This is a genomic window from Agrobacterium tumefaciens (assembly GCF_009649785.1).
In the GTDB taxonomy this organism is placed as follows: domain Bacteria; phylum Pseudomonadota; class Alphaproteobacteria; order Rhizobiales; family Rhizobiaceae; genus Agrobacterium; species Agrobacterium tumefaciens.
The window spans coordinates 54,547-81,357 of record NZ_WJOK01000003.1 but is presented as its reverse complement, the minus strand read 5'-3'; the positions used below and the strand labels follow the sequence as shown (position 1 = coordinate 81,357).

At 57.0% G+C, this 26,811-nt stretch carries 24 protein-coding genes; 8 read left to right on the top strand and 16 right to left on the bottom strand.

Annotated elements, in window-relative coordinates:
• Positions 1–12 precede the first annotated feature (12 nt).
• On the bottom strand, positions 13–855 hold the full coding sequence (locus GH784_RS04215; protein WP_065705741.1) for a BtpA/SgcQ family protein: 843 nt from the start codon (positions 853–855) through the stop codon (positions 13–15).
• 24 nt (positions 856–879) lie between these two features.
• Between GH784_RS04215 and GH784_RS04210 the strand changes: the two genes are divergently transcribed.
• A complete protein-coding gene (locus tag GH784_RS04210; RefSeq protein ID WP_065705739.1) occupies positions 880–1,776 on the top strand; it encodes a ribokinase in 897 nt (298 codons plus the stop codon).
• Positions 1,777–1,807: 31 nt separating this feature from the next.
• Here the strand turns inward: GH784_RS04210 and GH784_RS04205 are convergent, their stop codons facing one another.
• Genes GH784_RS04205 through GH784_RS04180 form a run of 6 tightly spaced genes read right to left on the bottom strand, consistent with a single transcriptional unit; the run spans position 1,808 to position 7,497 of the window.
• Positions 1,808–2,578, bottom strand: coding sequence for a glutamine amidotransferase (locus GH784_RS04205; protein ID WP_026331026.1), 771 nt, complete (start codon positions 2,576–2,578; stop codon positions 1,808–1,810).
• Positions 2,579–2,603: 25 nt separating this feature from the next.
• On the bottom strand, positions 2,604–3,671 hold the full coding sequence (locus GH784_RS04200) for a phosphotriesterase family protein (RefSeq protein ID WP_083211720.1): 1,068 nt from the start codon (positions 3,669–3,671) through the stop codon (positions 2,604–2,606).
• A 4-nt stretch (positions 3,672–3,675) separates the two neighbouring features.
• Complete coding sequence (locus tag GH784_RS04195) at positions 3,676–4,680, bottom strand: ABC transporter permease (RefSeq protein WP_003518264.1); 1,005 nt, start codon at positions 4,678–4,680, stop codon at positions 3,676–3,678.
• Complete coding sequence (locus GH784_RS04190; protein WP_013762213.1) at positions 4,677–5,486, bottom strand: ATP-binding cassette domain-containing protein; 810 nt, start codon at positions 5,484–5,486, stop codon at positions 4,677–4,679. Before GH784_RS04190 ends, GH784_RS04195 begins: the two co-directional genes overlap by 4 nt.
• Positions 5,483–6,436: an ABC transporter substrate-binding protein gene (locus GH784_RS04185; RefSeq protein ID WP_019566852.1), complete on the bottom strand. Its 954-nt coding sequence runs from the start codon at positions 6,434–6,436 to the stop codon at positions 5,483–5,485. Before GH784_RS04185 ends, GH784_RS04190 begins: the two co-directional genes overlap by 4 nt.
• Positions 6,437–6,471: 35 nt before the next feature.
• The gene (locus GH784_RS04180; RefSeq protein WP_065705737.1) at positions 6,472–7,497 is read right to left on the bottom strand and encodes a LacI family DNA-binding transcriptional regulator; all 1,026 of its coding nucleotides are present in this window, start codon (positions 7,495–7,497) and stop codon (positions 6,472–6,474) included.
• A 527-nt stretch (positions 7,498–8,024) separates the two neighbouring features.
• Between GH784_RS04180 and GH784_RS04175 the strand changes: the two genes are divergently transcribed.
• The gene (locus GH784_RS04175) at positions 8,025–8,312 is read left to right on the top strand and encodes a hypothetical protein (RefSeq protein WP_065705735.1); all 288 of its coding nucleotides are present in this window, start codon (positions 8,025–8,027) and stop codon (positions 8,310–8,312) included.
• A gap of 111 nt (positions 8,313–8,423) precedes the next feature.
• Here the strand turns inward: GH784_RS04175 and GH784_RS04170 are convergent, their stop codons facing one another.
• The 5 genes from GH784_RS04170 to GH784_RS04150 all read right to left on the bottom strand — a co-directional run bounded on the left by GH784_RS04170 (position 8,424) and on the right by GH784_RS04150 (position 14,634).
• Positions 8,424–8,693 carry a DUF1488 family protein gene (locus tag GH784_RS04170; protein WP_003518274.1) on the bottom strand — a complete coding sequence of 90 codons (270 nt, stop codon included), beginning with the start codon at positions 8,691–8,693 and terminating at the stop codon, positions 8,424–8,426.
• Positions 8,690–8,983, bottom strand: coding sequence for a hypothetical protein (locus tag GH784_RS04165; RefSeq protein ID WP_065705733.1), 294 nt, complete (start codon positions 8,981–8,983; stop codon positions 8,690–8,692). Before GH784_RS04165 ends, GH784_RS04170 begins: the two co-directional genes overlap by 4 nt.
• A 607-nt stretch (positions 8,984–9,590) precedes the next feature.
• Positions 9,591–11,543: a putative bifunctional diguanylate cyclase/phosphodiesterase gene (locus GH784_RS04160; RefSeq protein WP_065705731.1), complete on the bottom strand. Its 1,953-nt coding sequence runs from the start codon at positions 11,541–11,543 to the stop codon at positions 9,591–9,593.
• Between the two features lie 158 nt (positions 11,544–11,701).
• Positions 11,702–12,382 carry a DUF2161 domain-containing phosphodiesterase gene (locus GH784_RS04155; RefSeq protein WP_065658436.1) on the bottom strand — a complete coding sequence of 227 codons (681 nt, stop codon included), beginning with the start codon at positions 12,380–12,382 and terminating at the stop codon, positions 11,702–11,704.
• 308 nt (positions 12,383–12,690) lie between these two features.
• Positions 12,691–14,634, bottom strand: coding sequence for a methyl-accepting chemotaxis protein (locus tag GH784_RS04150; RefSeq protein ID WP_025595143.1), 1,944 nt, complete (start codon positions 14,632–14,634; stop codon positions 12,691–12,693).
• Between the two features lie 516 nt (positions 14,635–15,150).
• Here GH784_RS04150 and GH784_RS04145 point away from each other — a divergent pair.
• Genes GH784_RS04145 through GH784_RS04130 form a run of 4 tightly spaced genes read left to right on the top strand, consistent with a single transcriptional unit; the run spans position 15,151 to position 20,458 of the window.
• Positions 15,151–16,746 (top strand): peptide ABC transporter substrate-binding protein, encoded by a 1,596-nt coding sequence (locus GH784_RS04145; RefSeq protein WP_065705729.1) that lies wholly within the window; start codon positions 15,151–15,153, stop codon positions 16,744–16,746.
• Between the two features lie 53 nt (positions 16,747–16,799).
• Positions 16,800–17,723, top strand: a complete 924-nt coding sequence (oppB, locus tag GH784_RS04140) for an oligopeptide ABC transporter permease OppB (protein WP_003518321.1) — start codon at positions 16,800–16,802, stop codon at positions 17,721–17,723.
• Positions 17,716–18,846 carry an ABC transporter permease gene (locus tag GH784_RS04135; protein ID WP_003518322.1) on the top strand — a complete coding sequence of 377 codons (1,131 nt, stop codon included), beginning with the start codon at positions 17,716–17,718 and terminating at the stop codon, positions 18,844–18,846. The genes oppB and GH784_RS04135 overlap by 8 nt, the downstream gene beginning before the upstream one ends.
• 1 nt (position 18,847) lies before the next feature.
• Complete coding sequence (locus GH784_RS04130) at positions 18,848–20,458, top strand: ABC transporter ATP-binding protein (protein ID WP_153793214.1); 1,611 nt, start codon at positions 18,848–18,850, stop codon at positions 20,456–20,458.
• Between the two features lie 172 nt (positions 20,459–20,630).
• Here the strand turns inward: GH784_RS04130 and GH784_RS04125 are convergent, their stop codons facing one another.
• Positions 20,631–21,467 carry a helix-turn-helix domain-containing protein gene (locus GH784_RS04125; RefSeq protein WP_065705725.1) on the bottom strand — a complete coding sequence of 279 codons (837 nt, stop codon included), beginning with the start codon at positions 21,465–21,467 and terminating at the stop codon, positions 20,631–20,633.
• A gap of 135 nt (positions 21,468–21,602) precedes the next feature.
• Between GH784_RS04125 and GH784_RS04120 the strand changes: the two genes are divergently transcribed.
• Together GH784_RS04120 and GH784_RS04115 are read left to right on the top strand one after the other, a co-directional pair.
• Positions 21,603–22,646: a fatty acid desaturase gene (locus GH784_RS04120; RefSeq protein ID WP_065705723.1), complete on the top strand. Its 1,044-nt coding sequence runs from the start codon at positions 21,603–21,605 to the stop codon at positions 22,644–22,646.
• A 20-nt stretch (positions 22,647–22,666) separates the two neighbouring features.
• Positions 22,667–23,413: a phosphate/phosphite/phosphonate ABC transporter substrate-binding protein gene (locus tag GH784_RS04115; RefSeq protein ID WP_065705721.1), complete on the top strand. Its 747-nt coding sequence runs from the start codon at positions 22,667–22,669 to the stop codon at positions 23,411–23,413.
• Between the two features lie 23 nt (positions 23,414–23,436).
• Here GH784_RS04115 and GH784_RS04110 read toward each other — a convergent pair whose 3' ends face one another.
• From GH784_RS04110 to GH784_RS04100, 3 genes are all read right to left on the bottom strand, one after another.
• Positions 23,437–24,927: an HAL/PAL/TAL family ammonia-lyase gene (locus GH784_RS04110; RefSeq protein ID WP_065705719.1), complete on the bottom strand. Its 1,491-nt coding sequence runs from the start codon at positions 24,925–24,927 to the stop codon at positions 23,437–23,439.
• Between the two features lie 79 nt (positions 24,928–25,006).
• Entirely contained in the window at positions 25,007–25,750 is a 744-nt protein-coding gene (hutC, locus tag GH784_RS04105) for a histidine utilization repressor (protein ID WP_035252724.1), read from the bottom strand.
• Between the two features lie 104 nt (positions 25,751–25,854).
• Positions 25,855–26,769, bottom strand: coding sequence for an ABC transporter substrate-binding protein (locus GH784_RS04100; protein ID WP_003518329.1), 915 nt, complete (start codon positions 26,767–26,769; stop codon positions 25,855–25,857).
• Between the last annotated feature and the right edge of the window lie 42 nt (positions 26,770–26,811).

Genomic DNA, 26,811 nt, shown 5'->3' with positions numbered 1-26,811 from the left:
TCCCGTTTGCCCTCAACCCGAAAGCCCTGGCTGCGCCGCCTCAACAAACGATCGCACACGGGCAGGCTCGACAGGGTTCCACCAGACACCGCCCTGTTTTAGCGACGAAGCGACGATGACACCGCTGGTGCGCTTCAGGATTTCAACGATATTGGCTTCCCCAACACCAGAACCGACCAGAAGCGGAAGATGTGTGGCCTGCCCGATCTCTTCGATTTCCGCCATCGTTGCGCTGTTACCGGTTCGCTGGCCAGTAGCGATCACCGCATCCGCATCAAAAAAGGCAAGGTCGCGGGTCAGCTCATCGATGCTACGATCACCCGTGATCGCATGCGCGCCGTGCTTGACGTGGCTGTCGGCGAAAACCTTTATGTGCTCGGCCCTGAGCAGGGATCGATAACGCATCGCTTCCGCCGCACGCCCTTCCATGAAACCCTCGTTGGCGACATAGGCATTGGCCCACTGGTTGACGCGGATGAATTTCGCTCCGCCCGCCATGGCAATGGCGAAAGCCGGGATCGGCGCATTGGCAAGCACGTTGATACCGAGCGGAACGCCAGTCGCCCGCGCGACCCGGTCAGTCACCACGCTCATGAAGGCAGGTGTCTCATGACCGATATCCTCCGGCTTGGAAAAGGGAATATCGCCATGGTTTTCAATGAGAAGACCATGCATACCGCCTTCGATCAAAGCCTCGGCATCGCGCATGCAGACGTCGTAGATGGCATCCATGGCCGCGCCACGATACCGTGGTGCTCCGGGAAACGGCGGGCAATGCACCATACCGATCAAGGCCTTGTCACGACCAAAGATTTCCTGGATGGCGTTCGCCCTATTGTCGGATATGATCTGCATGCCTTGTCCTCTCGAAAGTTTTTCATGCGTGCCTTCGTCATCGGCAATATCGCGCTCGACGAAACCTATTCCGTTTCCGCCCTGCCGGAAGCCGGGGCTTCGATTTTTGGCCGGCAGGCCTTCCGCGATCTTGGCGGAAAAGGCTGCAATCAAGCCATTGTCATGGCCCGATGCGGGCTCGATACCACATTGACTGCTGCTGTAGGTACAGATGACAGGTCTGCGACCATCCGCGCCCGCCTTGCAACCGAACCTCTGACCGCCGACCTCATTGGCATGGATGGGCAGACCAGCGATCTCTCCATCATCTTCAATACGCCCGATGGTGAAAACAGCATCGTCACGACCACTGCCTGCGCACAATCCCTGAACCCGGAAGACGTGGCCGGAACCCTTGGTACAGCCAGCCCCGGCGACCTTCTCGTCGTGCAAGGCAATCTGGGTGAAACAACCACCCGTCTCGCACTGTCGCAGGCAAAGGCAACGGGAATGATCACCGCATTCAATCCGTCACCTCTCCAACCCTGGTTTGAAAGTCTCTGGCCGCTCACGGACATCGCTTTCCTCAACCGCGGCGAAGCGGCAGCCCTGACCGGGGATACCGGCTCGACAGCGATAAAATTGCTCATTTCAGCCGGTGTCCGCCAGGTCATCCTCACCCTTGGCGGCGAGGGCTCGATGCTCGGCACGACAAACCAATACCTGACCGTGCCCGCCGAAAAAACTGGCGTTGTCGACACGACGGGTGCTGGCGATTGCTTCATGGCCGTCACGCTGGCCTCCGCCGCGTTGAGAAACGTCAGTGTGGATGAACGGGCGTTGAGGCATGGCGCAAAGGCATCTGCGCTGACCGTCAGTCGTCGGGGCACGCTTTCAGCCTTTCCCGATATCCTTGAGCTCGCGGATATTTTGTCCAACTGACGATCCTCTCCACCGATACATGCCGCCGCGCTCAGCGAGCTTCTGTCAGCCAGCCCAGAATGTTTTTCCACAAACGGCCGTAGCCCTGCCATTCGCAGAAGGCGGGAGAGAGCCAGTGCGGACCAATGTCGGATGTCCACGCCGCTGTCCGACCCTTTCCAAAAACGCCGGTGACCAGAAGCGGATGACCGCCCTGCTCCGCAGGCAGGCGGGCGACCACGTCCACATCCGCGCGCTCGCGCACCTCTACCTCATTGACACCGAGGAGAAGCGGCCATTCGCCGGAAAGACCCGCAACGGTGGGATGATCCGGCATCAGAATGTCGGCCGTCGATCCTTCCGGAATTTCAACGCGGTCATCCCATGGCAGGCAGGTCACGGGAAGCGTATCTTCCACGGGGGTGCGACGCCACCGGGCCTTGCCATCGATACCCTGGAACGAGAAATATCCGCCAACCATCAGCAGGCCGCCACCCTTTTCGACCCATGCCTTGAGAAGCTTCAGACGGTTTGGAACGGTTTTCGAGTGCAGCCAAACCGCAGGCGGCAAAAGCAGCGAATTGGCACCGATGTCAGAGAGGATGATCGCGTCATACGCATCCAGCCCCGCCATATCGAAGGGAAGTTTCTCGACAGCATCATGCGCCGTCAGGTAGGTCAGCTCGTATTCACTACCTTCGAGCGCCTTTACCAGAGGTTCCGCGCCCAAGTGAAAGGTGACGCTGCCGAATTGGTCGAAGCCCTTGTAGTGAGTGGCGGAGCTGACCCAGCTTTCGCCCACGAGAAGTATCTTCTTTGTCATGTTTCGTTCCATTTCTATAGGTTCGTCACGTCTTCGCCTGGAAGACCGAGCGCGGGTTATCCCGCATGAGGGTTTGCAAGGTGAGGTCATCCAGACCATGCCGCTTCAATCGCGGCAGGAAATGCTTGAGGATATAGGCGTAACCATTGCCGCCATACCGCGTCAGCATCATCTTCAGGAAAACATCGTGGGAAAGCAGAATGCGGTCCAGATATCCGCGCTCCACCAGCTGGACGATGGCTTTGGCCGCTTCGTCGTCACTCGGGCATTGGACCTGCTGATCGGCATAGAAGAAATCCATGCCGATCATGTCGTATTCGATGAAGGCACCGCGGCCGGCAAGTTCTCCCTGATAGCCAAGGTCATCATGCGACGGGTTCATGTGACACAGAACGGTGTGACTGACATCCGCGCCTTCCTGCTCGACTACATCGAGAACCCTATGACCCAGCCTTAACCAGCCCGGAAGATGCACCATGAGGGGCAAACCTGTACGGGCCTGCGCCCTCGCCGCACCCCGCAGCGATTTTTGCTCCTCGGGGGTGAAGTCCGAGGACACACCGATCTCTCCGATCAGACCGATTTTCACGCCAGTTCCGTCGACGCCCTGAAGCGCCTCGTGAACGATTTCATTGGCGATATCGTCGATGCTGAGCGCTGCCACTTTCTCAGGATGGGAGGAGGCCAGATAATAACCCGCCCCCATCACGATGTTGAGCCCGGTCGCTTCGGATATCCGCCTGAGGGCAAGCGGATTTCTGCCGATACCCTGGCAGGTCGGCTCCACCACTGTATGGCCGCCCTGAGCGGCGAATTCATGCAGTTCTTTAATCGCAAGCGGCTCATCATCCAGCGTGATGTTGTGCTTGTTGACGAAGGGATCCTGGCGAAGTTCGCCGAGGATTTCCTGGCAGACCAAGCCCTCTGCCAGATATTGCCGCTCCGGCGTTTTCGGGGCGTGCCACCAGCAGCGGCAATCGTTGAGAATATGCTCGTGCATCAACGTCACGCCGAGCTTTTCCACCGGGACGGGGCCGGCAACCGTCATGAAATTGCCGGAGCGAATATGGCCTTTCGAGAGTTCATCCACCATGGCCTCAACCCTTTTTTCTGGAACCCAAGCGGAAGTTGGTGGTGAAGATGCGTGTGTTCAGCCAGATAGCGGCAAGAATGATCGCGCCCGTGACAATCTGTGTGAAAAAGGGCGAAATATGCATCAGGATCAGCCCATTGCCGATCACGGCAATGGTCATGGTGCCAAGCACGGAGCCGAGAATGGTTCCGCGTCCGCCCATCAACGATGTACCGCCAAGCACAACCGCTGCCACGACTTGCAGCTCAAAGCCGACAGCAGCATTGGAGGAACCCGAGCCGAGGCGTGAAGCGATCAGCAGCCCAGCGATTGCGGATGCCACGCCTGCCACCAGATAGACCGATGCAAGGATCCATTTTGCCGGCATACCCACACGACGGGCAGCCTCCAGATTGGAGCCTACCGCCACGACCCGGCGTCCGTAGCGGGTGGACGAAATGACCACATAGGCCACGACAGTGATGAGGATACCGATCAGCGCCGGCACCGGGAAACCGAACAGGTCTCCGCGACCGAGAAAAAAGAAGCCGGGCGCATCCGGAATAGGCACCGAATACCCTTGGGTGATATAGAGTGCGACCCCTCGAAGGATGGACAAGCCTGCGAGCGTAACGATGAAGGCCGGAATGCCCTGATAGGCAATGAACCAGCCCTGCAAGAGACCGAGCACGGCGCCGAGCATGAGCATGGCGACCAGCACCAGAGGCCAGGGATAGCCCGCCGCCATGAGGATGGCACCGACGGCGTTGATCAGCGCAACCATGGAGCCGACCGACAGGTCGATGCCGCCGGTGATGATGACAAGCGTCATGGCTACGGAAACGATGAGGATGGGAGCGGCCTGACGCACGACGTTCAGCAGGTTGCCTGCCGTTAGGAACGTATCCGTGCTTACGGCAAAGAACAGCATGCAGGCGATGAAAAAGGCCGTTATGGACAAGACCTGCGCGTTTTCGGCGATGAAATCGGCGACGGGTGAGCCCTTGGCGCGTTCAGTGTAGACGGTCAATGGCGACCTCCCACGATCAGTTTGACGAGGTCTTCGAGGCTGGTTTCGTTGATCTGCCGTTCGGCGACCTTCGTTCCCTCGTACATGACGGCGATGCGATCACACACGCGGAACAGATCCTGAAGACGATGAGTGATGAGGATGACGGACACGCCCTTGGCCTTGACCCGGTTGATCAACGCCAGAACGGCCTCCACCTCTGCCACGGCAAGCGCCGAAGTGGGTTCGTCCATGATCAGGACCTTGGGATTGAAGGACGCCGCACGGGCGATTGCGATTGCCTGCCGCTGTCCGCCGGAGAGTTTTTCCACCTTGGCCGTCAACCTTGGAATACGGATTTCCAGCGCGTCCAGCATCTTGCGGGCCTCGGCCAACATCGTCTGCCGGTCGAGGAACGGACCCTTGGTGATCTCGCGCCCAAGAAACAGGTTGCCGATCACGTCGATATGGTCACAGAGGCTCAAATCCTGAAAGACCATCTCGATATTGCGATTGCGCGCATCGGCGGGACCGGAGAAACGGACCTCTTCCCCCTCGAGCGTAATGGATCCTTCATCCGGAATGTAGGTTCCGGAAATAACCTTCGTCAGCGTCGATTTTCCAGCCGCGTTGTCACCGACAAGGCCCAGGCATTCACCGGGATAGATGTCGAGATCGACGCCGCGCAGCGCCTGATGTGAACCGAAGGTTTTTACGATACCGCGAAGCGAGACGCGCGGTTCTTGCGCCGCACCGGAGAGATGCTGGGGGAGAATATCTCCCCCAGCGCCGGTGACAGCGGTTGGGTGCTGTCCGCCGGCGATCATTTGAAGACCGCCCGGTAGGGCTCGACATTGGCCTTGGTAACGATGGTCACGGGCACGGCAATCGTCTTTTCGACACTGCCACCATCAGAAACAGTCTTCAGCGCCTTGACGGCCGCAGCACCCATGGCCGCCGGGTCCTGCTGGATGACACCCGCGACATAACCGGCGTCGATGCCAGCGATCGCCTGCTTGGTCAGATCCCAGCCGAAGACCTTGATGTCCTTCTGCTTGCTCTGGCTTTCGACGGCAGCGACGGCGCCGAGAAGGGCCGGTTCACCCGTTGCGTAGATTGCGGTCATATCCGGATTGCCAGTTATGAGGTTTTCCGCCGCGGAAAGAGCCGTATCCTGCACGTTCTGTCCGTCAACGACGCCAGCCGCCGTGATGCCGGGCTGATCCTTGAGCGTGTCCTCAAAGCCCTTCTGACGGATATTCTGGATGAAAGAGTTGAGGGCCCCGACGACGCCGATCTTGGCCTTGCCGCCCATGTCTGACTTCACATAGTCGACGAAGAACTTGCCCATGTCGGCACCAGCCTTGGCATTGTCGACGCCAATCTGTGCCTTCTGAGGCCCTTCGGGCAATATTGCGTCGATAGCGACCACTGGGATGTTCGCTTCGGCGGCCTGCTTTACCGCAGGCATGATGCCGTTGACATCGATGGCGACGACCGCAATCCCATCGACCTTCTGCTGGATATAGGTCTCGATGGCGCTGTTTTGCGCTGCCGGATCGTTATTGGCATTGAAGATGACGAGCTTGACGCCCGCTTCCTTTGCCGCCTTTTCCGCACCCTTGTTCATGTCGTTGAAAAAGATGGCCTGCTGGTTGATCTGCACGAGGGCTATCGTCTTTTCCGCGGCACCGGCAATGCCGGCGGAAAGCGTCGCCCCGGCCAGAACGGTGGCGGCAAGGGCTGCGGAGAAATATCTGCGTTTGATTATTGTCATTTGCGTTCTTCCTCTGTTGGTTTTGTCCGTCGCAATTATTGTTTCGACGGCGGCGCAACGGAGCTCCGCACGACGATTTCTACGGGAAGCAGCTCTTCCGGATGGGCCGGAGTTTCCTGTTCCCAATTGGTTTCGGCGAGCAACGACAGGGCGCGCTGGCCAATGGCCCTGACCGGCTGGCGAATGGCGGTAAGCGGCGGATCGAACAGATGCAGCGGGCCGACATCGTCGAAGCCGATCATCGATACGTCCTGCGGAATGCGCACACCCTGCGCCCGCAAGACTTCAATCATCCCGATGGCGATTTCGTCGGAGCTGGCGAAAATTGCCGTGGCGGGACGGCCTTCGGAAAGAAAACGCAAGGCCGCCTCGCGACCGAACTCCGCGGTATAGTCGCCGCAATAACGCGTGATCGACGGCTCGGAGCCGCAATGTGTCCGCAACGCTGCCTCCAACCCAAGGAAACGCCGCTGCGTGCTGAGCATCTCTGCCGGGCCGCCGACATAAAGCACGCGTTCGTGGCCATATCCAGCAAGGTGTTCGCCGGCCAAGCGGCCGCCCTGTTCATTGTCACAGAACAGCTTCGGCACGGATGCCCCACTGACGTCTTCATCGACCACAACGACTTTGCCGGTGGCGCTGATAAGCTCGGCAAGCTCGTCCGTATCGGGGTGGTTGGTAACGAAGACCAGCCCGTCGACATGGTTGCGGGCAAGAAGCCGCAGATAGGACAGTTCGCGTCCCGGCCGGTTCAACGTTGCGAAAAGCGATACGGCAAGACCGCGTCTGTCTGCCTCCTCTTCCACTGCTGCAACCAGCATGCCGAAGAACGGGTTGCCGATATCGGGAACGACGAGACCGATCGTATCGGAGCGCCCACGGCTCAGACGCCGGGCATGCGGGTTAGGAACATAGTTGAGCTGGCGAATGGCGTCTTCGATGCGGGCCTTCGTGTCCGCAGGCAATTCCAGCGAGCCGTTGAGCAGCCGCGACACCGTGGCGACGGAAACACCCGCGGTGCGGGCAACATCCTTCAGACTGGTCGCACGATTTGGCGCCATCATTCTTCCCGTTCCTGTTCCCGTGGGCCTTTGGCCTCTTGATAGGCTTGTAAAGCGATTTACTAAACCGGTTTACAAGGAAATCCAAAACTTGCCCCCTGTCAAGATCATTTGGTGAGGCATTCGAATTTTGGCATATCGGAGACTTTTGCGGCCTTCCGACGGAGAAGGGCAATCGCGAGACGAGTGACGGCGCTCCTCGCCTTCACATAGAGGTGTCTTCGATCAGCACCTCTGATTATCAGGATTGTTTCATTGCTAAACGAGTGAAACGGGTCCACTGTGTTTGTTCCAGCAGCTATAGTACGGGCGCTGCTGTTTAAGGGTTGAATACCCTGGCCCCGACAAAGGAGGACGCCATGTCTTCCATATTCCACCAACCGACAAAACAGAATCTCGCAACGCTGGCTGGCTACGTCTTGTCTGCGGCAAGTGTGGCGCTGATCGTTTACATCCTGATCGGCGCGTAGTTGCGATAACCGGCTGTAACTGTGCAGGTTTTAACGCAACGGAAAGCGGTGTTGGACATGATCGAAAGAACCACAGAGACCGAAATCACATTCACGCATCCGTTCCGTCTGCAGGCCCTTTCGGAACCCTTGGGAGCGGGCACTTATCGCCTGGTCATAGACGAGGAATTGATAGAGGGCCTCAGCTTCACGGCGTACCGCCGCGTGGGAACCCATCTAGAGATTCCCGCAATCGCTGTCGCCATGAACCGCCGCCAGTTCCTTCAGGTGTCACCAACTGAAATCGATGATGCATTGGCTCGCGACGTCGCAACCGCAGACGCCGGCCCGCGCGCCATTCCATGATCCCGCAATGGTCGCGCATTTGCTAGAGTGCGTAGCAGTTTTAAGCCCGGAAAATGCGTAAAAACAAATAGCGAGAGCACGTCAGACAATTTTGTTTAAACAGGATGTGCTCTAGCCGAAGTCGGAAGGCGTCAGGACGTTCAAATTGCGCCGGTACTTGGCATACACCTTCTTGGCAGCCTCGTAGATCGGCGTGCGCATTGCGTCAAAAGACGAAAGGCATTGGGCTTCCGACATGCCCGTTGCATGCACGCCGCCCTTGGCGAGTGCAGCGGCTTCGACAAAAAACCGGATTTCGAACATGCCGTCATGGCCGAAAAACCGCACAGCTTTACGCACATCGTCAAAACTGCGGGCCGAGTTGGGGAAAGCCAGTGTCATGCTTCACACCTGCTGCGTTCTTCCCTTCGCAAAACGTTACGACGATTGAGTGAAAGCATACCATCGGTTGCTTCCGATATGCTGAGTTCAGTCAGCCTGCGGCCACCCACCCGTACCGGCACACCGGTGAATACATGATATATGGTCCAGGTTTGATCCCTCTCGATCCTTCTTCCATATTGGTAGTCAAGCGTATCGGCGACGGAAGTCCCGCCTTCGTTCTCCCAAACTTCGATCCTGAGCGCCTGGCGTCTTTGGTCGTTATAACTATTCATGGTCTTGCCTTTCATCCGAGGCTTCAGCGCGGCTTTGATCCGCGTGGAGCTGGTTTTATTCTACATTGCAACTGCTGCGTTCCTGTCTCTCGGTCGAAAGTCCCTATCGATCGGGGTGGTGCTTGAGCCAGACATCCCTAAGGACTAGATGCGTTGTCGTGTCCGGGTGGTACCAAGAAAATCCAGGAGCGAAACGACCAGATGCCATGAAATGGCACTGGAGAAATGCAGATGGTCTGCGTTGTGCAACTGATGGCAGCGTAAGCGCCCGTCAACCTGCATGCTCGTGACGCAACAGGTGACATCTCGGTGATTACCGCAAAGAAATACGGCACCGTCAGCGCAAACATTCACTAAAGGACAACGAAGAAGAGGCGGTGCCTCTCTGACACCGGGGAGCCGTGCTGCCAGCACAACGAAGCTTATACTGCGCCAGGATTGCGCGGAAAACAAGGCGGACGCTAAAACCTGCCGGGCAGACAAAGCAAACACGTCTATTCAAAGCACGCATTTCTACGCCACGATAGAAGTAGCCGAGCCCTGTTTTCCTGTCCTTCCCCGGATCAACATCAGCAGGCAGGCATCGCAGCCGGAAAATCGGGCCCGAAAAACCCAGGCCACTTCAGGCTGACAGGATCATGCGCTTTTTTTCCTGTCCGGAAAGAAACTCACGGACATCCTGTTCTCGTAGTGGCGCCGCATAGATATAACCCTGCACCAGCGTAGCACCGAGACCTTCAAGGGCCGCGAGTTCCTCCCGTGTTTCGACCCCTTCCACCACGCATTCCAGCCCCATGTCGCGGCTGAGCGTGAGCAGCGATTTCACGATTTTGTAGCTGGCTGGCTTTTCGTGCAGATCCGTGACGAAGCTGCGGTCAATCTTGATCTTGGTGAGGGGCAGAGCGTGCAGCCGTGTCAGGCTGGAATAACCGGTGCCGAAATCATCAAGCGAAATGCCGCAACCGAGCCGCCGCAGCATTTCGACCGACTGCCTGACCTGTTCGAAATCATGCGCAAAGGCCGTTTCGGTAATTTCTAGGTCAATACGTGTTGCGTCGAAGCCGCTGTTTTCGATGATGCCGATCAATGACAGCACGCCTTCGCAGGAATTGAGGTCATGGGCGGAGAGGTTGAAGGACAGTCTAAGGGATGGCTCCCATGCCGATGCGGAAACGAGAGCGGCTCGAAGAAGAGGCCGTGTCAGCGAGCTGACGATACCGGCCCGCTCGGCAATGGCGAAGAACTGGGCAGGCGGGACATGCCCAAGGACCGGGCTGTGCCAGCGCGCCAGTGCTTCAAAGCCCGCAGCTCTTCCATCGCGTATGTCGACGATCGGTTGGAACACGACTGAAAGCTCGTTTTCTATCTCTTTCTGCTTGAGAAGATGTTCGATACGGGCTTCGATATTGATCTGCTTTTCGTGCTCCGCATCGAAGAGGACGGCATCGCCGCGCCGGGTTTTCTTGGCGTGATACAACGCATAGTCCGCACGGTCGAAAAGTTGCTCAAGCCTCAAAGCGAGGCACGGAAATACGGCTATCCCCATGGAAGCAGCGACATGCACCGTTCCCTCGGGCAGATGATAGGGCGCCCTCAACCGTTCCGAGATCACGTTCGCATTTACGACGAGTTGCGCATCATCGGGTATGATTGGGGCAACGATCGCAAACTCATCTCCCCCAAGGCGGAATGCCTTGCTGGTCGTCAGAGTTTCGGTGAGACGTTTGCTAACGTTGACGAGCAGCCTGTCGCCCACGGAATGGCCGTAAAGGTCGTTGACCGGCTTGAACCCATCAAGATCGATAACGCCAAGCGCCAGTCGCGTTCCCGCCACCCTTGCTTTTTCGATTTCGGCTTCCAGATGGGCGAAAAAGGCGCGGCGGTTGGGCAGTTCCGTCAGGCTGTCGATATTGGCAAGCAGCAGGTTCTCATTGTTCAGCGCTTCCGTGCGCTGCTGCGAAACAATCATGCGCTCGAAATTGCGGTAGTTGGTCAACAGGATGGACATCATGCCAGCGCAGACCAGAAGGACATTGATGGCAATGGCGATGAATGTCGGTTGCCTTGAGGCCAAAAAGAAGATGATGAAGGCGCCGTTGACGATGGCCGTGACCATGAACGCCGCCGAACGCACATACATCAGACAGAAGATGCAGGAGATAACGGTAATCGCCATGTAGAAGGCGACATGGGACTGCGTATAGGCGTCCCCATAAGGCACCAGCAAAAAAGACCAGAGCGTGAATATAATGGCGATACCGGCTGCCAGGCGATTTGTGCGCTGAAGCGCTGCATGGGCCACCTTCGGCGGGGGATCGATACCGCGGGTTCTCCACCAGAATGCAACCCTGACGGTGCAGCCGAGTGTGAAAAAAGCGGGAATTCCAATGGTGAGCCAAAACGGCGCCAGTTGCAGATGTGTAGTGGCCAGCGCCCATGTACTTGAAATCAGTATCAAATACATCATCGGCATCTGCCGGGTGAAAGCGCGATATTGTGCTTTCAGCAGGTCCGGATTGTCGGACCGGACAGACATAAAATACAGCAATTTCTGTTTGGCGCTAAGTATGTTCATTTGCACGACTCATCGAGTACAGAGTCGGTTATTTATCAAGTCCGTATTACATCATCGGAAATACACAAGGTAAATCAAGAGGAAATGAAATCAACTCCAAGGTGTGCAGTCATGTTTTTACATAATCTGCGCAAATAAGCTCTATTGCTGAATAGAAATCAGCTGGGTACGACGATCGTTGCCGGCGTTTCTTGTTGCGGCCATCGCTGTAGCGCCTCCTGTCCGGCAGGGGTCAAGCCATAGACGCCTCTATCCAGACGTTCAAACCAGCCATAGACGTTTGCAAGCAAGATCTTTCCGGCATCTGGTATGCCGGATCTGACCTGACGCACGCGCAGCGGCCCTGATGCCAACGCCAAAGCGCAGCCGAGTGCCTGTTGGCGGTACGCGGTCATGATTGGTGCGCGAGTGCTTCCACCCACCGCCGGATCTCCGCGTCGCCTCTTGTGTTCACGTATCAATCGCGAACGCCGTTTTGGGTTGGTTCGCGGCATCGGTGATATGGAACTGACGATGACGCTGACGTCGCCAACATCGGAAATGCCGAGCATGCCGATCCCGAGCCTGCGGCAAAGGTCGCGGTAACGTTTGTCAGCCTCGCGGCCCTTGCCCTTGGCTGAGACCCGTGCCGCAATCCAGACCTCGTCTGCCATAGCCGCGCGATCAACCGCCTGCAAAATAAGCTCCAGATTGAAGCTCAGTTTCAGCTCGCAGATGACGACAACAGGCGGATCGTTATCGCTCAAGCCCACGAGGTCGCAACTGCCAACCTCGCCTTTGACAGTGTAGCCCGCTTCCTCGAGGAAACTTTTGACGGGCAGATAAAGCGAAGTTTCCATGTACCCGCAGATTAAAGTGATGAACCAGGCCCTAGATATATCGATCCGCCTGCGCAGAACAACCGCTATAACCACCAATACGGCTGCAAGTTGTCGGTGATGCGGGCAATCGCCAATAGTACCGGAATGATCAACTGACACTTCTCCCCAGAGCGAAGCCTTTTTGGGGGAGATACGATCAAAAATCGTCACGGATTCGTTGTGCGATCGGCAAGACACCGGCGATCAGAGTCCAATCGCCGGTGCAAGTGTTTAAAACAATGCTTTCAGTCTCTCATCAGACGTCAGGCGTGAAAGACGCGCATTTATCAAAACTCTTCCCAGTTGTCCGGCGATGTGCTCAGGGCAGCATTGCCGGAGAACGCAGCTTTAATCTTTCCGCCGAGTGCACGCGCAGGAGAAACTGCAGGCCTGTCGGCGGACGAGGCTGCGCGAACCGGTGCGGAGATGTCGCTATAACCACCTTCTGACAACTTGAACCGAGCGAGCAGTTGGTTGAGCGACGAAGCCTCGCGTGCAAGCCCGTGGCTTGCCGCCGTGCTTTCTTCCACCATGGCAGCGTTCTTCTGGGTGTCCTGGTCCATCTGGTTCACAGCCGTATTGATCTGCTGGAGACCAGAGGATTGCTCCTGTGCCGATTCCGCGATCGCCATCACGTGACGGTTGATTTCCTGTACTTCCGTGACGATGAGTTCGAGTGCCTTGCCCGTTTCGCCAACCAGTTGCACACCCTGCTGAACCTGACTGTTCGATGTCGTAATGAGATTCTTGATCTCCTTGGCGGCACCGGCGGAACGCTGGGCCAGTTCGCGAACCTCTTGGGCAACAACCGCAAATCCCTTGCCCGCCTCACCGGCACGGGCAGCTTCCACGCCTGCATTCAGCGCCAGAAGGTTGGTCTGGAAAGCAATCTCGTCGATCACGCCGATAATGTTGGAAATCTCATCAGCGGATGCAGCAATTTGCTCCATTGCGGTGACAGCTTTCTGCACCACTTCTCCCGACTGTTCCGCACCGACTTTTGCGCGACTGACAAAATGGCCCGCTTCTTGCGCCCGTTTGGTCGAGTCTTTCACCGTCGTGGTGATCTCTTCCAGTGCAGCAGCAGTCTCCTCGACGGCCGCTGCCTGCTGTTCCGTACGCTTGGCCAGATCGTCGGCTGCGGCCCTGATCTCGTTCGCGCCGGAGTCGATGCCGCGCGCGTTCTGCGCCACCTGGTTCAGAGTCGATTGCAGCTGTTCCGCTGCCCTGTTGAAGTCGCCGCGAATACCGTCAAGGCTGGACACAAACGGCTGAGCGATCCGGTAAGTAACGTCGCCCTGAGCGATCTTCGAAAGGGCAGCAGCAAGGTTGTCGACGGCGAATTGCACGTCGGCAGCTTCTTTTGCCTTCTGTTTCTCGCGCTCTATCCGGTCCTGCTCTGAAGATGACCGATGGTTTTCCGTTTCATTCTCAAGCCGGAGGCGCTCGATGGCGTTCTCGCGAAATGCCTGAACAGCAGCGGCCATCTGGCCGACTTCATCCTTGCGGTCCATACCTTCGATTTCGCTGGCTGTATCGCCTGCCGCCAACGACCCCATCCGCTCGCGAAGCCGCGCAATCGGAGTGGTAATGCCACGCGAAGAAATAAGCAGTCCGAGCGCGATCAATGCCAGGGAAACAAGTGCTATGCTGACCAGAGCTGTCCAGATTGTCGTGTTGGTGCTGGCCGTGAGGCGCTCTCTCCCATCGTTCATCACCTGGATCAGTTGCTCGTTGCCCGCACTGATTTTCGGTGAGACTTCAGTTATTTTTCGAAGGACGTTAAGCGCCATCTGCTGAGCTTCAGCATTTTTTCCCGCCTGCATGAGAGCGATGACCTGATTGCCGATTTCCTCAACCTCGGCAACGCCCTTGAGGATATCACGAGCGGCATCCGTCCGGGCCGGCACCAGCTGCATGATTTTATTCTGCCGTTCTTCCAGTTGCTTCCGGTCGGCCTTGAATGTTTTGACAGCGGCCTCGAAATCACTGCTGGTCGAGTCATTGAGGCTGGCGCGAAGCATCTGCATGCCGAGTGCATTGAGATTGCCGCTGGTTCGGGCGTTCAGCACCGCAGCAAGCGCCTCATTGGCGATGAAATCGCTGTAAACATTGTCGGTATTTTTATACTGCAAGCTGACGTAGCTGATTCCGGAAAGCGACATCAAACTCATCACTGATATGACGAATAAGACCTTTGTTTTTATTTTGGTATTCTTCAGGAAAGACATGAATAGCCTCAGGGCAAGCGCTCCTCCAGCTGTCCGCGCAGGAAGCCAGAGAAACAAACAACGGAACATCGCGGGTAGCTGTGCCCCTCCTCATAGGGCGACAAGCGGATATCCGCTCCGGGCCGCCAAAGGCTGGGCGCGTTGGATCCACTCGTTCTACCAGCCCCGCCGATGAAACTTTGGAACCTGCGTATTTTAGATTTCACAAAATTACTAAATGAAGTGTTACCCGGCATATGCAAACGATGACATGTGTGATGCCGTAAACTTACTCGGGCTTTTGGCGGCATCGGTATTTTCACGAGGATATCGATGGGGCCGACGGCTTCCCGCATCGATTTAACCGTCCGGAGGTCGCGTCACGCGAGGCAATGTCCAGCGTGCGGGCCATGGCTTTGCCCTTATTCTGTTCGATCAGCAGTCACGGTGTATGCATAAACTCACAATTTATTGTGGTTGCCCTTCGGAGCAATTTGGCCTTGTTTGTAGACTCACACTCTTCACGGGAGGGAAATTATGTCGATAAAAACAACAACTCGCGCCACGCTGCTGGTAGGATCGCTTCTGATTGGCGCAAGTTCCGCACTTGCAGAAACAGTTCTTCACCGCGGCAATTCCGGGGAGCCTCAGACGCTCGATCAGGCACAGACCTCGATCAATATCGAAGCCTTTATCCTCAAAGACCTTTATGAAGGTCTCACCATTTACGATGCTGCCGGCAAGATCGTTCCCGGTACGGCGGAAAGCTGGACGCTGTCTGAGGATGGCACCGTCTATACGTTCAAACTGCGTGCAGATGCGAAGTGGTCGGATGGCACTCCGGTAACGGCTGGAGATTTTGTTTTCTCCTATCAGCGCGTCGAAGACCCGAAGACCGCAGCAAAATATGCGAATATTCTTTATCCGATCAAGAACGCCGAGAAAATAAACAAGGGCGAAACTTCGGTTGACCAGCTTGGCGTCAAGGCCGTGGATGACAAGACCCTTGAGATCACACTCGAGCGCTCAACACCGTTCTTCCTTGAACTCCTTGCCCACCAGACAGCTCTGCCGATCTCGAAGGCAAGCTTTGACAAGAACGGAACCAACTTCGTAAAGCCGGGCGTCATGGTCTCGAACGGTGCTTACAAGCTTGAAGCGCATGTTCCCAATGACAGCTTGACGGTGGTCAAGAACACCAACTTCTGGGACGCATCGAACACCAAGATCGATAAGGTCATCTTCTACCCGATCGACGACCAGGCCGCATCCGTTCGTCGTTTCGAAGCCAAGGAAATGGACCTCGCCTACAACTTTTCCGCGGACCAGATCGACCGTCTGCGCAAGGCCTATGGCGAACAGGTTCACGTTTCGCCGACGCTTGCGACCTATTACTATACCTTCGACACGCGTGAAGCGCCGTATAACGATGTCCGCGTCCGTCAAGCCCTGTCCATGGCAGTCGACCGCGATTTTCTCGCCAAGGAAATCTACAGCGGTTCGCAGGTTCCCGCCTACTCCATGGTTCCTCCGGGCATGGACTCCTACGGTGAGCCTGCGAAAGCAGAGTTTGCGACGCTGTCGCAACTCGATCGTGAAGACGAAGCCGCCAAACTCATGAAGGAAGCCGGTTACGGCGAGGGCGGCAAGCCGCTTTCCGTCGAAATTCGCTACAACACCAACCCGAACCATGAGCGCGTCGCCACCGCTATTGCGGACATGTGGAAAAATACCTTTGGCGCCAAAGTGTCACTGGTGAACCTCGACGTCGCCTCGCATTACGGCTACCTGCAGGAAGGCGGCAAGTACAACGTTGCGCGTGCAGGCTGGGTTGCCGACTATGCGGATGCGGAAAACTTCCTCGCCCTTTCGGTATCCTCCAACAAGACCTTCAACTACTCGAAGTTCAATAATGCCGAATATGATGCGCTGATGCAGAAGTCCTATGACGAAAAGGATTCTGCTGCGCGCTCCAAACTGTTGCACGAGGCAGAAACCATCCTCATGAAGGAACAGCCGGTTGCTCCGCTTCTCACACAGGCGGACCTGTGGCTGGTTTCCAACCGCGTGAAGGGTTGGGAAGACAATGCTGCTAACGAACACCTCAGCCGCTTCCTGAGCGTTTCCGAATAAGCAGTGCTGGCACGGTGGCCGAAACCACCGTGCCATGTCGGAGCCTGAAAATCATGATTTCATTTATCCTGCGCCGTTTGGCGAGCGCCGTGCCGACATTGTTCATCGTCGTCACGATTTCGTTTTTCCTGATGCGTTTCGCACCGGGCGGTCCGTTCAACCTCGAGCGGCCCCTGCCCCCGCAAACCATGGAAAACCTGATGAGAACCTATCATCTGGATGAGCCATTGTGGCGCCAGTATCTCATCTATCTCGGCAACGCCGCCACCGGCGATTTCGGTCCGAGCTACATCTACAAGGACAACACCGTCGCCCAGTTGATCGGCAAAGGCCTGCCCTATTCGCTGGAGCTCGGTTGCTATGCTCTTTTGCTGGCGTTGGTCGGCGGCATTCTTGCCGGCACCTTTGCCGCACTCAGGCAGAATAGCACCTTCGATTTCTCCATCATGTCCATCTCGACCATCGGCATCACCGTGCCGAACTTCGTCGTCGCACCTGTCCTCACGCTTATCTTCGCCGTCTTGCTGGGGCTTCTGCCCGCAGGTAGCTGGGGTGATGGGTCGCTACGCTATCTCATTCTTCCGATGATCGCGCTCGCCTTGCCGCAGCTTGCGGTCATCGCGCGTCTGACGCGCGGTGCAATGATCGAGGCTCTGCGCATGGACCATATCCGCACCGCCAGGGCCTATGGCCTTCCGGCTCGCAGCGTCGTGGTGATTCACGCCATGCGCGCGGCGATGCTGCCGGTCGTTTCATATCTTGCGCCTTGCGCTGCAGCGCTGCTGACGGGCTCGGCGGTCATCGAGACGATCTTCACCATTCCCGGTGTCGGCCGCTACTTCGTTCTTGGCGCCATCAATCGTGACTACACGCTGGTCATGGGAACGGTCGTTCTCATCGCCATTTTCGTCATCCTGTTCAATCTCGTGGTCGATATTCTCTACGGCCTGCTCGATCCGAGGGTCAGACATGACTGATATCTCCGGCAATATCGCCCCTCAGCCATCGGTGAAAAGCCGAAGCCTGTTCCAGCTTGCAGCCCTGCGTTTCAGACGAAACAAGGCCGCCATGGCTGGCTCCATCATGCTTGTGCTGATCACACTTTTCTCATTTATCGGCCCACATTTCCTTTCACACACCTATGATCAGGTGTTTTCGTCCTACGTCTCCGTCGCGCCAAGCCTCGAGCCGCGCCCGGACGTGAACAACCTCCAGAGCGTCATGGAAGGTGTGGCAGGCCGTGCGCGCGTCGAACTGAAGGAGTTTGCCGTCGAAGGGCAGACCTTCACGGCAACGGTTACCTCCAGCAGCCCGATTGACCCGCGCACGACACGTTATTTCGACCGCGCCAACGAATTCGAAAACACGAAAGTCGTTGCTACGGAAGATGATGGTCGAACGCTGAAGTTGGAAGGCGATGTCAATCGCGAATACTTCTTCTTCGGCACAGATTCAAACGGTCGCGACATGCTGGCTCGCGTAATGCTGGGCGGCCAGATCTCCATTGCCGTCGGCGTTCTCGCCAGCCTGGTTTCGCTCGGCATCGGCGTGCTTTACGGCGCTACGGCGGGTTACATCGGCGGGCGCGTCGACAATGTAATGATGCGTTTCGTCGAGATCCTCTATTCGCTGCCCTTCGTCTTCCTGGTCGTGGTTCTCGTGGTTTTCTTCGGGCGTAGCTTCATCCTGATCTTCCTTGTCATTGGCGCAGTGGAGTGGCTGGATATGGCGCGTATCGTGCGTGGCCAGACGCTTGCCTTGAAACGGCGGGAATTTGTGGCGGCAGCTCAGGCCTTGGGTTTGAGCGACTGGCAGATCATCCGCCGTCACATCATCCCCAACACCATCGGTCCCGTGGTCGTGTTCGTGACGGTCGTTGTCCCGAAGGTCATACTTCTTGAAAGCTTTCTCTCCTTCCTGGGGCTTGGTGTTCAGGCACCACTCACGAGCTGGGGTGCGCTCATTTCCGAAGGCGCCAACAATATTCAGTCGGCCCCGTGGCTGCTGATATTCCCGGCAATCTTCTTCGTGCTGACGCTTTTTTCGCTAAACTTCGTAGGCGACGGATTGCGTGATGCACTCGATCCCAAGGATCGTTGACATGAATACGACATCTGAAAACATTCTCACCGTCCGCAATCTCAAGGTCGATTTCGCCACGCCAGACGGCACCGTCAAGGCCGTCAAAGGTGTCGATCTCCACGTAAAGCAGGGTGAAACGCTCGCTGTCGTCGGGGAATCCGGCTCCGGCAAAAGCCAGACCATGATGGGCATCATGGGCCTCTTGGCTTCCAACGGCGTCATTCAAGGCTCGGCGCAATATCGTGGACGCGAGTTGGTAGGCTTGCCGGTCAACGAGCTGAACAAAATCCGCGGCGCGAAAATCACAATGATTTTCCAGGAGCCGATGACCTCGCTCGATCCGCTTTACAGGATCGGCGCGCAGATCGCCGAGCCAATCGTCCATCACCGGGGCGGCGGCAAGAAGGAAGCGAGGGCACGCGTTCTCGAACTTCTGAAACTTGTCGGTATTCCGGACCCGGAGCGGCGCATCGACAGCTACCCGCATGAGCTTTCCGGCGGCCAGCGCCAACGCGTCATGATCGCCATGGCGCTGGCAAACGAGCCGGATATTCTGATCGCGGATGAGCCAACCACCGCGCTCGACGTGACAATCCAGGCGCAGATCCTCGATCTTCTGAAGTCGTTGCAGCAGCGCTTCGGCATGGCAGTGGTGCTGATAACGCACGATCTCGGTGTCGTCAGGCATTTTGCCGATCGTGTTGCGGTTATGCGCCGAGGCGAGATCGTTGAAACCGGTCCGACGGAAGAGATCTTCGAGCGCCCGCAGGCGGACTATACGAGGATGCTTCTCGATGCCGAACCCAGCGGCCACAAGCCGCCGGTCGGCAAAGAAGCGCCGGTCGTTCTTTCTGGCCAGAACGTCACGATCGATTATGTGATCCCGGGCGGCTTCCTTTCGAAGTCACGGGCTTTCAGGGCCGTGGACAGCGTTAATGTCAGCCTTCATCAAGGGCAGACGATCGGCATCGTCGGTGAATCCGGATCAGGCAAGTCCACGCTCGGTCGCGCGCTTCTGCGCCTTGTCACTGCAGAGGGCCGCATTTTCTTCGGCAAGACGGAAATCACCGGACTTGGCCGAACGGCAATGAGGCCATTGCGGCGGCAGCTGCAGCTTGTGTTCCAGGATCCGTATGGATCTCTTTCTCCAAGGCAGACTGTTGGAGAGATCATCACTGAGGGTCTCTTTGTGCACGACCCACAGCTCAGCCGCGCGCAGCGCGACGAGCGAGCGATAGAAGCGCTGAAAGAAGTCGGCCTCGATCCCGCCGCCCGCAACCGCTACCCGCACGAGTTTTCAGGCGGGCAACGTCAGCGTATCGCAATTGCCCGCGGGATCATCCTCAAACCAGATGTCGTCATTCTCGATGAACCTACATCTGCGCTGGACCGATCCATTCAAGGACAAGTCATCGACCTCTTGCGTAATTTGCAGAAAACGCACAACCTTTCCTACATCTTCATCAGCCACGACCTCTCTGTCATCAAAGCCATTTCGGATTATGTCATCGTGATGAGAAACGGGAAGATTGTCGAAGAGGGAGAAACGGACGCGATATTCGAGCGGCCGGCGGCTGAATATACCAAAACACTGATCAAATCCGCGTTTTCGGCCGAAGTAACATCATAGATTACAGCCCGGCACTGCCGGGCCTTTTCTGGCGCCGTTACAAAAGATCCGGTTTGTGGAGGAGGTCGTTATTTCGCGGCCATGGCGGCCTTCCTCTCCTGTTCAATCCCGACCATATCGCCACGTAGCAAGCAGGTTCGATGATGTGCGAAAGCTGGTACCCGTCACAGGACTAAGCGACTTCCAAATTCATCACAAAATCCGCGGTTTCATGGGCATGAATGCGGGTAAAACGTATCAGCTCGTCGAAGTGACGTTGCATCTTACGGATGGCTTCAGCGTTGTTGAGCACAAGATACATGGCGCCGACGAAAAGTGCTGCCCGTTGCGAACCGAAGATCGTATAGGGCACGGAAAAGCGTTCTTTTTCATTGAACAGAAACAGCCGGAATGATGGGTATAGCTCGCTGATAAGTCCCGACATATGTTTGAGTTGTTCGGCACGTGTCTCGCGGTCCAAACCGCTCCACATACCGCGCCCCTGCGCAAAAGCTTCCAGCGTTTCGAGCGGCATGCAAACTTCCATGTCGGTACCAGGCTGGCGATTATAATCGAGTCGAAACGCCGTTTCGCTGGCCTGCGCCATCACACTCTGATGCGCGCCCATGGCCTCGAAAGCGATGATCTCGGGTGTGCGAAGCAGATCGGGAATGCGTGCCGGAACATAACGGATTTTGGTGCCTGCAGCTTCCGCATGCCACTTCATCAACAGCGTATCCGTATAATCAGCACCGCCCTCCTCGATCTCGAAACTTGGCCGCAATTCCCCCATCAACCCCTGATCATGGGAAAGACCGAGTAGCCAGTCGAGCGAGACGGAATGTCGCTCGGCGATATTCAGCAGCGTCTCCACACGCGGAAGCCGCGCCGAATCACCGGAAAGCAATTGCGAAAGTGCTGATCGATCAATGCCAATGGCGGCGGCAAAAGACGCCTGGCTGTTTTCTGACCTGTTCACCAGCTGGATCAGGCGGGCACGAAACAATTCTGCGAGCGCGCGTTTGTCCATAATTCACCCGTTTGTTTATAATTATCACCATAATGCTTAAACTATTATCAAAATCAACAGTTGGTCACCATAAACCCGTTGTGGCTGGCTGAGACTGATGCGACCCTACGGTGACAGGGGCATCAAGAGTATGAAATGACAGACATATTGGCAAAGAAGACGGCGCGGCTGACTGGCATTCGCCGCAGAAGAACGCGTGACCGAATTGAATGGCCAACAGTCTCGCTGTTGGCGGTCTGTTACGGTCTCTGGATTTTCGCGGGATATTTTCTGTATCCGTTGTTTCCAATCGTTTCTCTGGTGCTCATGGGCATTGCAGTTGCCCTGCACTCCTCGCTCCAGCACGAGGTTCTGCATGGGCACCCCACGCGCAATGCACGACTGAACGAAGCTTTGGTCTTTCTGCCGCTCGGGATTTTCTACCCCTATCGCAGTTACAAGCGCACGCATCTGCAACACCATGCAGACGAGCGTCTGACCGACCCATTCGACGATCCGGAAAGCTATTACCGGGCCATGGGCGACTGGCAAAAGATGCCGTCGTTCCTCAAGGTCCTGCTGGGATGGAACAATACGTTCATCGGGCGTCTGGTCATCGGCCCTCCGTTGATGGTTGTTGGTTTCACGATATCCGAATGGCGCAAGATCGCGCAGGGTGATCGGCGGGTGATCTATGCCTGGACCCTGCATCTGGCCGGACTTGTTCCGACACTGCTGGTCATATCCCTGATTTTCGGCGTTCCAATCTGGCTCTATGTTAGTGTGGCGGCCTATCTGGGCATATCCATCATTGCCATTCGCTCCTATTGCGAACATCAATGGTCCGAACAGCCGGATGGGAGAACGATCATTGTTGAAAACTCCATCCTGGCTCCACTGTTTCTCTATAACAACCTGCATTTCGTGCATCACAAAATGCCGACAGCCGCCTGGTATAAGTTGCCCTCCCTCTACAGCGAGAGGCGGGCGGAGTGGCAGAAGATGAATGACGGATATGTGTTCAGCAATTATTTCGAGGTGTTCCGCGCTTTCGCCTTCAAGGCCAAGGAACCGGTGGCGCATCCTGTCTTGAGACGGGACGAGCAAGTTTTAATCGCGTCACCCGTCGTGCCTGCCGCTCTGATTTTTTCTGACCATGCGATGCAGGAACAAGACGTGAGACTGGAAATTCCATCGTGACATGGATCGCGGCACTGCCAATGTATGACTGGCCCGAACTGCGCAATGAGACGGACAAGCTGTGGGCCGATATGCGCACCCGTTTTTTAGCAGAGGGTATCGACGCTCCCAAAGGCCTCACCAGACGCAACGGCGATATGCCGGCGGTTCCGGGAGGTATTCGTGGAAAGGACGGCGCCATCATTGCCGCAGACCCTGCCACGCTCGATCCCGATGCATTGGATCTTGCGGTGCTCTGGCGGCATCCGGCTCTGCTGATATCCGGCACCTGCTGGGGCCCAATGGAGTTTGGCCTGCAGGATCATGTGCAGGTGATTGGACAGAGCGATTATAATGGCATCAAGGGTGGTGCAGGCGAGTTCTATTCCAGCGCCATCATTGCCCGCATAGCAGACGGTGGAGAGGGTGCTGAACCTTCGAAAACCGGTGAGGCCGCTTTGCCGAAAGGATTTCTTAGCGGGAAAATACTGGCATTCAACGAGCACAAGTCATTATCCGGCTATCTCAGCTTGAAACGCGATCTGGAAGCAGAAGGCGCGGGCCTCGATCTGTTTGAAAATTGTCTCGAAACCGGTGCGCACCGCGCTTCCGTCATCGCAGTGGCCGAGGGCCGGGCGGACATTGCCGCGATCGACTGCAAATCCTGGATGCTTGCGCAACGGCATGAACCGGCCGCCCGGAGCCTTCACGTTATCGGCTGGACTGCACGGCGCAAAGGCCTGCCCTTCATCCGCGCCAAGGGTATCGATCTGCCTTTCACCATGTAAGGCACGAGCCTTACGGCTTTCAATCACATATCCGGTGGCGAGAAATCACGCAGGAGCAGCCTTGCCTTTTCCATGTCCGCAGACAGGGGCCGGTCATCCGAATAGGGCTGGAGGTGCTCGCGAAGCAGATTGTAGACCGCATTTGTTCCGGCTGCCCGCCCGGCAACATTTTCCAGGAAATCATGGGCCTGCACCCCGGCCATCCATTCGATGGCCAGAATATATTCTGCATTGTCGAGAACCGCGAGCAGCTTGTTGGCGGCTGCCGTGGGATGAGAGAGGAAATCCTCCTGTAATCCCGATGTCAGCCCTCCATCTGTGGAGGCAGGCGCGGAAAGACGTCTGCTATCGCCGACAAGGGCTACGGCCGTATATTGCGCGATCATGAAACCTGAATGGCTTCCGGCATCGGTCGCCAGAAATGGCGGCAGACCACTCACCAGAGGATTGACCAGCCTGTCGATACGGCGCTCGCTCATGGACGCAATCTGTGCAATGGCGATGGCGAGACTGTCTGCCGCCTGCCCCAATGCCGGGGCAACGGCATGCGCCTCCGACGAGACGATGGGCTGCTCGGGCGTGCCAAGGATCGCGGGATTGTCGGTGACGGAGGCGAGCTCTCGGTCAACGATGGAGGCGCAGGCATCGAAGATGTCGCGTGCAGCACCATGCGCATGCGGCACGGCACGCAGGCTTAGCGCGTCCTGTGTCCGCCTGCCATGAGCGGCGGCAACCAGCCCACTGCCTTCAAGCCGGGATCGCAGAGCGGCCCCGACGGCCGCGATTCCCGTCGAGGGACGCAGCGCGAGAACCGTCTCGTCAAAAGCGTCGATCTGGCAGCCTGCTGCTTCAAGCGTCAGCGCCGCTATGGCATCGGCCCAATCTAGCAGGTGATTGGCCCGCGCGAGTGCCATGCAGGAAAGACCGGTCGCACAGGCTGTACCATTGACGAGGCTCAGCCCTTCCTTGGCACCCAGCACGATGGGTTGAAGTCCCATTGCCGCCAGGGCATCTCGTCCACTCATAACGCGCCCGCCGAGCCGGGCCTGGCCCTCTCCGATCAGAACAAGCGCAACATGCGCGTTGTGCACCAGATAGCCCGCCGATCCGCGGGACGGCACGTCGGGAATACAATCCTGTTCCAGAAACGTCGACAGATGCGAGACGATCTCGCGTCGGACACCGGAGTGCCCATGGGCGAAATTGGCGATCTGCGCCGCCATGATTGCCCGAACTTCGCGAGGATCCAACAACGGGCCGACACCGCAGGCATGGCTGAGAATAATGGAGCGCGACAGCCGACCCTGCGCGGTGCGATCCACCACAGTGTCCGACAGTGCACCGACCCCGGTATTGATGCCATAGGCACGCACACCGCTTTCGACGATGCTGTCAACGATCTGGCTCGCCCGGTCAATCCGCAGATAGGCCGCGTCTGACACACGCAGTGCCTCGCCCTTGCCGATATGGGCCACATCGCGCCAACTCAATCCATCATCCAGTAGAACAGTCATGACGTTTTCCTATGATGCAGAAACGGCTGCGAGGAGCGGGAATTTTCCATTTTGAATACTGCCGGCGTTGGCCCGTGTCTCAATTACTGCTGTAAAGACGATAGCGGCTGCCGGGATAAAGGAGGCGGACAGAAGACACGATCCCCTTTGTCGACCATGTGCGACGACGCACGAGCAGGCATGGTTCCGTCTTGGAAATCGCCAGCAGCTTGCATTCCCAGGGCTGTGCGCTGACCGCCTCGATATGCTGCTCGGCTTTCACGATCGGTGCCACTCGCGTGAGATAACCGTTGGGTGTTACGAGGTTGAAATCCTGTTTGATGTAATCGGGCGCGCAGTCCGAATTGACGAAACGATCCTCGATTTGCATCGGCACGCCGTCTTCCGCATGCACAATGATCGAGTGCGCAGCAAGGCTGCCAGCCGGAACAGCGAGCGCTTCGGCAAGATCTGGATCGCAGGTTTCGATTTGAAGAAGTATGACCCGCGCGCTGTGAACACCGCCGTTGCGTGTTATTTCTTCGGCAATGTTGGGTACGCTCTGGAACTGCGATGTGCGCTTCTTGGACGCAACGAACGAACCTTTGCCGCGTACACGCACCACAAGCCCTTCGTCGGCCAGCTCACGCAAAGCGCGGTTGGCCGTCATACGGCTGACACCGAGAATATCGACCAGTTCGTTTTCCGATGGAACACGTTGACCGATCTTCCACTCACCCGCCTCGACGCGACTGCGGACATAGTCCTTCAGCTTTACATAGAGTGGTGAACTCTGGTCTTCGGTGCCCTGCGCGTCATGAGCGTTCTCAGATATCGGTGACATCACTTCCCGGAAAATCTTTCTGTCGTGATCCATAGCTATGACGTCACCAATACGCAGGGTTGTCGGCAAAGGGCGGGGCAATGCCACGCCCTTTGCCGATAGATTCAGTTCAATTTGTGTTCGGCCAGCCAGTCGCCCGCCACGACATCGAAACTGTCGTGATTGGCCAGACGACCGTTCATAACGACGAGATCTTTCGTCGTCAGGGCGGCAGAAACAGCATCGAGAGTGCTTGTCACAACGTCGCTAACTTTCGGTGTGGCAATCACTGGTACGATGTTCTGGGCGGGAAAGAGGTTCTTGACGTCTTCAAGCACGATGAGATCGTTTGCAGCGATGGCCGGATCGGTCGAGAACAGGTTTGCAGCATGGACCTGACCGTTGATGAGTGCCGAAAGGGTCAGCGGGCCACCGACGTCAAGCGATTTGAACGACTGGAACTCGAGGCCATAAAGTTCCTTCAGACCGATAATGCCTTCCTTGCGCGTTTTCCATTCCGGTGGACCGCCAAGTACGAGCTGCGAGGCTACGGGTGCGAGATCGGCAATCGTCTTCAGCTTGTATTTGTCAGCGGTCGCGCGCGTCACAGCCACGCTATCGGAATCCTGTGCTGCGGAGGGTGTCAGCATCGAGACGCCTTTCGGCAGAGCCGCCTTGAGCGCTGCGGCCACATCGCTTGGCGAATGGGCTGTGGCGTTCTTGTCGAGATAGCTCAGCGTCGCACCAGCATACTCCGGCAACAGATCGATTGATCCGTCCAGCAACGCAGGGATATAGACTTCGCGGCTACCGATGCTCAACTTCGTTTCGACGGCAACACCCTTGGCGGCAAGGGCCTTGGCGTAGATCGTCGCCAGAAGCTGGCTTTCGGGGAAGTCGGCGGAACCGACGATGATTGTCGTCGTATCGGTTCGCGGAGTGGCTGGCGCGGCCAGCGGATTGCTTTGCGCCAATGCCGAAGCAGCGGAAAGTGCCATGAGCGCAAATGCGCTGGCGGCAGTGATGATCCTGAATGCCATGCGAGCTTCTCCTTTATGTTGAAACAGTCGTAGAATAGAAAA

What these genes read in the sequence shown, in the direction of transcription:
- GH784_RS04180 (WP_065705737.1), bottom strand. Translation starts at nt 7,497, where the DNA reads ATGGCGCCAAATCGTGCGACCAGTCTGAAGGATGTTGCCCGCACCGCG.
- GH784_RS04110 (WP_065705719.1), bottom strand. Translation starts at nt 24,927, where the DNA reads ATGACTGTTCTACTGGATGATGGATTGAGTTGGCGCGATGTGGCCCAT.
- GH784_RS04135 (WP_003518322.1), top strand. Translation starts at nt 17,716, where the DNA reads ATGACTGATATCTCCGGCAATATCGCCCCTCAGCCATCGGTGAAAAGC.
- GH784_RS04115 (WP_065705721.1), top strand. Translation starts at nt 22,667, where the DNA reads ATGTATGACTGGCCCGAACTGCGCAATGAGACGGACAAGCTGTGGGCC.
- GH784_RS04100 (WP_003518329.1), bottom strand. Translation starts at nt 26,769, where the DNA reads ATGGCATTCAGGATCATCACTGCCGCCAGCGCATTTGCGCTCATGGCA.
- GH784_RS04205 (WP_026331026.1), bottom strand. Translation starts at nt 2,578, where the DNA reads ATGACAAAGAAGATACTTCTCGTGGGCGAAAGCTGGGTCAGCTCCGCC.
- GH784_RS04210 (WP_065705739.1), top strand. Translation starts at nt 880, where the DNA reads ATGCGTGCCTTCGTCATCGGCAATATCGCGCTCGACGAAACCTATTCC.
- GH784_RS04155 (WP_065658436.1), bottom strand. Translation starts at nt 12,382, where the DNA reads ATGGAAACTTCGCTTTATCTGCCCGTCAAAAGTTTCCTCGAGGAAGCG.
- hutC (WP_035252724.1), bottom strand. Translation starts at nt 25,750, where the DNA reads ATGTCACCGATATCTGAGAACGCTCATGACGCGCAGGGCACCGAAGAC.
- GH784_RS04145 (WP_065705729.1), top strand. Translation starts at nt 15,151, where the DNA reads ATGTCGATAAAAACAACAACTCGCGCCACGCTGCTGGTAGGATCGCTT.
- GH784_RS04125 (WP_065705725.1), bottom strand. Translation starts at nt 21,467, where the DNA reads ATGGACAAACGCGCGCTCGCAGAATTGTTTCGTGCCCGCCTGATCCAG.
- GH784_RS04185 (WP_019566852.1), bottom strand. Translation starts at nt 6,436, where the DNA reads ATGACAATAATCAAACGCAGATATTTCTCCGCAGCCCTTGCCGCCACC.
- GH784_RS04170 (WP_003518274.1), bottom strand. Translation starts at nt 8,693, where the DNA reads ATGACACTGGCTTTCCCCAACTCGGCCCGCAGTTTTGACGATGTGCGT.
- GH784_RS04190 (WP_013762213.1), bottom strand. Translation starts at nt 5,486, where the DNA reads ATGATCGCCGGCGGACAGCACCCAACCGCTGTCACCGGCGCTGGGGGA.
- GH784_RS04200 (WP_083211720.1), bottom strand. Translation starts at nt 3,671, where the DNA reads ATGGTGGATGAACTCTCGAAAGGCCATATTCGCTCCGGCAATTTCATG.
- oppB (WP_003518321.1), top strand. Translation starts at nt 16,800, where the DNA reads ATGATTTCATTTATCCTGCGCCGTTTGGCGAGCGCCGTGCCGACATTG.
- GH784_RS04120 (WP_065705723.1), top strand. Translation starts at nt 21,603, where the DNA reads ATGACAGACATATTGGCAAAGAAGACGGCGCGGCTGACTGGCATTCGC.
- GH784_RS04160 (WP_065705731.1), bottom strand. Translation starts at nt 11,543, where the DNA reads ATGAACATACTTAGCGCCAAACAGAAATTGCTGTATTTTATGTCTGTC.
- GH784_RS04215 (WP_065705741.1), bottom strand. Translation starts at nt 855, where the DNA reads ATGCAGATCATATCCGACAATAGGGCGAACGCCATCCAGGAAATCTTT.
- GH784_RS04175 (WP_065705735.1), top strand. Translation starts at nt 8,025, where the DNA reads ATGATCGAAAGAACCACAGAGACCGAAATCACATTCACGCATCCGTTC.
- GH784_RS04150 (WP_025595143.1), bottom strand. Translation starts at nt 14,634, where the DNA reads ATGTCTTTCCTGAAGAATACCAAAATAAAAACAAAGGTCTTATTCGTC.
- GH784_RS04130 (WP_153793214.1), top strand. Translation starts at nt 18,848, where the DNA reads ATGAATACGACATCTGAAAACATTCTCACCGTCCGCAATCTCAAGGTC.
- GH784_RS04165 (WP_065705733.1), bottom strand. Translation starts at nt 8,983, where the DNA reads ATGAAAGGCAAGACCATGAATAGTTATAACGACCAAAGACGCCAGGCG.